This window comes from Pseudomonas sp. 18.1.10 (assembly GCF_024655625.1).
Taxonomy (GTDB): Bacteria; Pseudomonadota; Gammaproteobacteria; order Pseudomonadales; family Pseudomonadaceae; genus Aquipseudomonas.
This window is the reverse complement of record NZ_JANLGL010000341.1, coordinates 1-4124: the sequence shown is the minus strand read 5'-3', so window position 1 is coordinate 4124 and position 4124 is coordinate 1. Positions and strand designations below refer to the sequence as shown.

At 61.7% G+C, this 4124-nt stretch carries 5 protein-coding genes; 2 read left to right on the top strand and 3 right to left on the bottom strand.

The genetic code is table 11. From position 1 onward, the window contains the following. Window positions 1-97: 97 nt before the first annotated feature. From NUV89_RS28215 to NUV89_RS28205, 3 genes are all read right to left on the bottom strand, one after another. Window positions 98-709 (bottom strand): PolC-type DNA polymerase III, encoded by a 612-nt coding sequence (locus NUV89_RS28215; RefSeq protein WP_257783898.1) that lies wholly within the window; start codon window positions 707-709, stop codon window positions 98-100. A gap of 25 nt (window positions 710-734) precedes the next feature. Then, window positions 735-1211 (bottom strand): NYN domain-containing protein, encoded by a 477-nt coding sequence (locus tag NUV89_RS28210; RefSeq protein ID WP_026136858.1) that lies wholly within the window; start codon window positions 1209-1211, stop codon window positions 735-737. Between the two features lie 128 nt (window positions 1212-1339). Further along, complete coding sequence (locus NUV89_RS28205; protein ID WP_257783897.1) at window positions 1340-2077, bottom strand: DUF2076 domain-containing protein; 738 nt, start codon at window positions 2075-2077, stop codon at window positions 1340-1342. Between the two features lie 180 nt (window positions 2078-2257). On the opposite strand from NUV89_RS28205, the gene NUV89_RS28200 reads away from it, so the two are divergent. Both NUV89_RS28200 and NUV89_RS28195 read left to right on the top strand, forming a co-directional pair. After that, window positions 2258-2917 (top strand): YciC family protein, encoded by a 660-nt coding sequence (locus tag NUV89_RS28200; protein ID WP_207043203.1) that lies wholly within the window; start codon window positions 2258-2260, stop codon window positions 2915-2917. Between the two features lie 40 nt (window positions 2918-2957). Further along, window positions 2958-4046 carry an endonuclease/exonuclease/phosphatase family protein gene (locus NUV89_RS28195; RefSeq protein ID WP_257783896.1) on the top strand — a complete coding sequence of 363 codons (1089 nt, stop codon included), beginning with the start codon at window positions 2958-2960 and terminating at the stop codon, window positions 4044-4046. Window positions 4047-4124: the final 78 nt, after the last annotated feature.

The window sequence follows — 4124 nt, the reverse complement described above, 5'->3', positions numbered from 1 at the left end:
GCGGTGTGTCAGCCAATACATCTGGCGACTGGTACACCGCTTTCGCGAGCAAGCCCGCTCCCACACAAGCCCGCTCCCACAGGGGAATGTGGTGGGGTTAAAACCCGCGATGTTTCTTCAGGTGTTCGGTGATTTTTGCCGCAGGGACTTTCTGCAAGCTACACAGCAAGTCATGGGACAGTTCGCGCAAACCATACGTACCGCGCAATTCCTGAGCCAAATGCGCCGTCAGGTTCGCCGCCATCTCCGCATCCGCCATCGCCCGGTGAGCCTTGCCGGTGTGGGGCAATTGGGCAAATGTATTCAACGTGCCGAGTTTGTGATTCGGCGCCGCAGGCATCAACCGCCGCGCCAACAGCAGCGAACAGGCAAACTTTTGCAAGCGCGTGCGGCGGATCAGGCCCAGCTCGAAATCCCAGAACTTCTGGTCAAACGCGGCATTGTGCGCCAGCAACGGCGTAGTCCCGACAAACTCGTTGACCTCGTTCATCACCCGCTCCGCCGGCGGTGCGCTGCGCAGCATGGCGTTGCTGATGCCGGTGAGTTGTTCGATGAACGCGGGCACGTGCACGCCGGTTTTCATCAGGCTCTGGTAGCGGTCCACGATCTGGCCACGCTCGAGGATGACCACGGCGATTTCCGTGGCGCGGCACTGGCTGCTGGGGCTGATGCCGGTGGTTTCAAAGTCGATGACCGCTATACGTTCCAAACCTGTTCCAACTCCGTCTAAGCATTTATTTGAGCAGCAACGCGCCTTCGATCGGCACGTAGCGGCTGGCAGCGCGTATCAGCGAATTGGCCGTCAGCCCCGGTACGCCGTAGGCCACGGCTTCAACGCCATGCTTGTGGATGATGCGTTCGAGCAGCATGTCGAAATCACCGTCGCCGGAGGCCAGGACGATTTCGTCGACGTGGTCGGCGGCGTCCATGATGTCGAGGGTGATACCCACGTCCCAGTCGCCCTTGGCCGAGCCGTCGCTGCGCTGGATGTACGGCTTGAGTTTTACCGTGAAGCCCAGGTTGCGCAGGATCTGCTGGAATTGCTGCTGCTTGCTGTCGCCCCGGTCGATGGCATAGGCGTACGCCTCGACGATCTGCCCGCGCGAGCTGATGTCAGCCCACAGGGCGGCGTAGTTGAAGTGGCAGCCATACGCTTGGCGCACGGTGTAGTAGAGGTTTTGTACATCGGCGAACACTGCAATTTTCTTCACCGCACTTCCCCATGACAGCCACTTGGATGCCGGGCGCGCACGCCCGCAAAGGCGCCAGTATGCCAGCCATGGGGGCGTTTCCGAGAAAAATCAGCCCGACGCGACGAAGCGCGCCGGGCTTGGGAGGGTCAGACGAAGGAATCGTCGTCGCCATCGGTGAATGAATCGTCGGAATAATCGCTATCAGCGAAGCTGTCCGAGTTGTTGCTGCCCCAGGTGTCGTTGCCGGCAAACTTCTGGTCGTCGTTGCCCCAGCCGCCTTGATCGCTGGCCGGTGCCGGTTGTTCGATGATTTCTTCCACCACCTGCGGCTGCTGGTTGTGATGGAACAGGCTGCTGATGCCTTCGGCCAGCAACACGCCACCGGCCACACCGGCCGCGGTTTTCATCGCGCCGCCGAGGAAGCCGCTGCCCACCGGCGCGGCGGCCGGAGGCTGTTGATAACTTTGCTGCGGCGCCGGCGGCTGGCTGAATGACGGCCGCGTCGGCTCACGCCAGCCACCCGACGCTGGCGCCGCGCTCTGGGCCGGTTGCGGTTCACGGGAACCGCCGCCGCCAAAAATGCTCGACAGGAAACCACCGCTGCTCGGCGCTGCGGCGGGTGCCGCTTGGGCTTTGGCGCGCTGTAACTCTTCCTGCAACTGCTGGATCTGCTGCGCCTGCTGCTTGTTCTGCGCGTCGAGGCTCTTGAGTGCATGTTCCTGCACCAGGATCGACTGGGTCATGTAGTACCCGGCCGCCGGTTGGCGCGTCATGTGCTCCTTGATCCGCGCTTCGGCCAGGGCGTCGCGGGGGGCTGAGTCCGTTTCGGCTTGTTGCAGCCGTGAAAACAGTCCATCGATCAGGGTTTGCTCTTCGCTGTTCATGGCGACCTCGTTAGATTGCCGGTAAAAATCGTGGCCTCGCCTGACGTCAGGCTGAGTGCGATCTAGTTATGGGGGTGTTACCAGTTGTTTCAATGGTCTTTACGCAAGGTTTACGTTTGCGTGCCAAAGCTCACGATCGGTTAAAGTGTTGCCCTTGCTTTCAGGCCTGCGAAGAACTTGATGAATCCGTTAGACGTGCTGCGCGACTCCTTTCGTTTCACCCTCGGCAACCTCGGCGCCATCGTCCAGTTGTGCCTGCCGTTGGTGATCCTCGAAGCCCTGCTGCAACAGGTACTCGACCACACGCTGGGCGCGGATGCGTTCCCTGGCTACAGCGTGGTAGTGGGGTTGCTGGTGTACCCGCTGTACACCGGCGCCCTGATCCTGTTTCTCGACGCCCGCACCCGTGGCGAGTCGCCGCGCACCAAGGATGTATGGGCCATGGCTCTGACCCTGTGGCCGCGCTTTGCCCTGCTGACGGCCATGAGCACGCTGTTGATCCTGCTGGGGCTGTCGCTGTATTTCCTGCCGGGGCTATGGTTGATGGTGGTGCTGGCGTTTGCCGAATACCTGCTGGTGCTGCGCGGCATGTCGGCGCTGGAGGCAATGAAGGAAAGCTTGCGCCTGACCCGTGGGCATTTCTGGCGCATCCTCGTGTGCCTGCTGTGCGTGATGACGCCACTGTGGCTGCTCAAGGGCGCCAGTGTCGCGGCCTACCCAACGCCCGCGCCGCTGCTGGGGTTGGTGATGGACAGCGCCCACAGCTTCCTGCAACTGTTTACCAGCGTGGTGCTGTTCCGTTTATTCATGCTGATCGGTGGCGACGCCGACGCGCGGTGATATGCTCCGTGCCATCTCTGAAACGCCATAAGCCGAGCCGATGACCCGTTTATTGCGCATCACCCTCTTGGGCCTGCTAATCAGCGCAGGCCTGCTCGCTGCCCTGATCTACAGCCTGACCTGGCGCCCCGAGCTCAAGGAAACCCTGCCCGTCAGCTGCGTCGCACCGCGTGCACCGACCCTGTTGCCGGGGCAGGCGCTCAAGGTGATGACCTGGAACGTGCAGTACCTGGCCGGCAAGAACTACGTCTTCTGGTACGACACCGCCGACGGCAGCGGCCCCGACGAACGTCCCACCGTCGAAGACATGGCGTTCAGCCTCGACGAAGTGGCCCGGGTGATCCGCGACGAACAACCCGACATCCTGCTGTTGCAGGAACTCGACGAAAACGCCAAACCCTCCCACTATCAGGACCAGCTTGCCTTGTTGCAAGAACGCCTGGTCGATCTCTACCCGTGCAGCGCCCAGGCCTTCGACTGGAAAGCCGACTTCGTCCCCGACCGGCACATCTTCGGCAGCGTCGGCCGCAAGCTGGCGACCCTCAGCCGCTACCAGATCGAACACGCCGAACGCCTGCAATTGCCTGCGCCCGAGGCCAATATCCTCAGCCGCCAGTTCCAACCCAAGCCGGCCCTGTTGCTGACGTACCTGCCACTGAGCGACGGCGGCCAACTGGCCGTGCTCAACACCCGCCTGGACGGCAACGCACCTGGGCGCAGTGCGGTGCAGGCGCAAGTGCAAGCCACGCTCAAGCTGCTGGATAAATTCGAAGGCCGGGGCACGCCCTGGTTGATCGGCGGGGATTTCAACCTACTGCCGCTGGGGCAATTCCTACGCCTGGACGCGGCTAAACGCGGGCAGTATTCGCCAGACAGCGAGCTGCATCTGCTGTGGGATAAATACCCGATGATCCCGAGCAACAGCCAATCCAGCGGCATTGATCGGGAGAAATGGCTGACGAATTTTCCGAATGATCCGAGCATCGATGGCCCGGATCGCACGCTGGACTACCTGTTCTACAGCCCGCGTATCAAACGGGTGGAAACCAGGGTGCGGCAGGACGATACGTTGCGCATCTCCAACCATTTGCCGGTGATTGCGCGGTTCCTGTTGCCCGCTGCGCAATAACTAACACCACAAAATCCATGTGAAGCGGGCTTGTGTGGGAGCGGGCTTGCTCGCGAAGACGGAGTGTCAGTCAACAGA

What these genes read in the sequence shown, in the direction of transcription:
- NUV89_RS28205 (WP_257783897.1), bottom strand. Translation starts at nt 2,077, where the DNA reads ATGAACAGCGAAGAGCAAACCCTGATCGATGGACTGTTTTCACGGCTG.
- NUV89_RS28200 (WP_207043203.1), top strand. Translation starts at nt 2,258, where the DNA reads ATGAATCCGTTAGACGTGCTGCGCGACTCCTTTCGTTTCACCCTCGGC.
- NUV89_RS28195 (WP_257783896.1), top strand. Translation starts at nt 2,958, where the DNA reads ATGACCCGTTTATTGCGCATCACCCTCTTGGGCCTGCTAATCAGCGCA.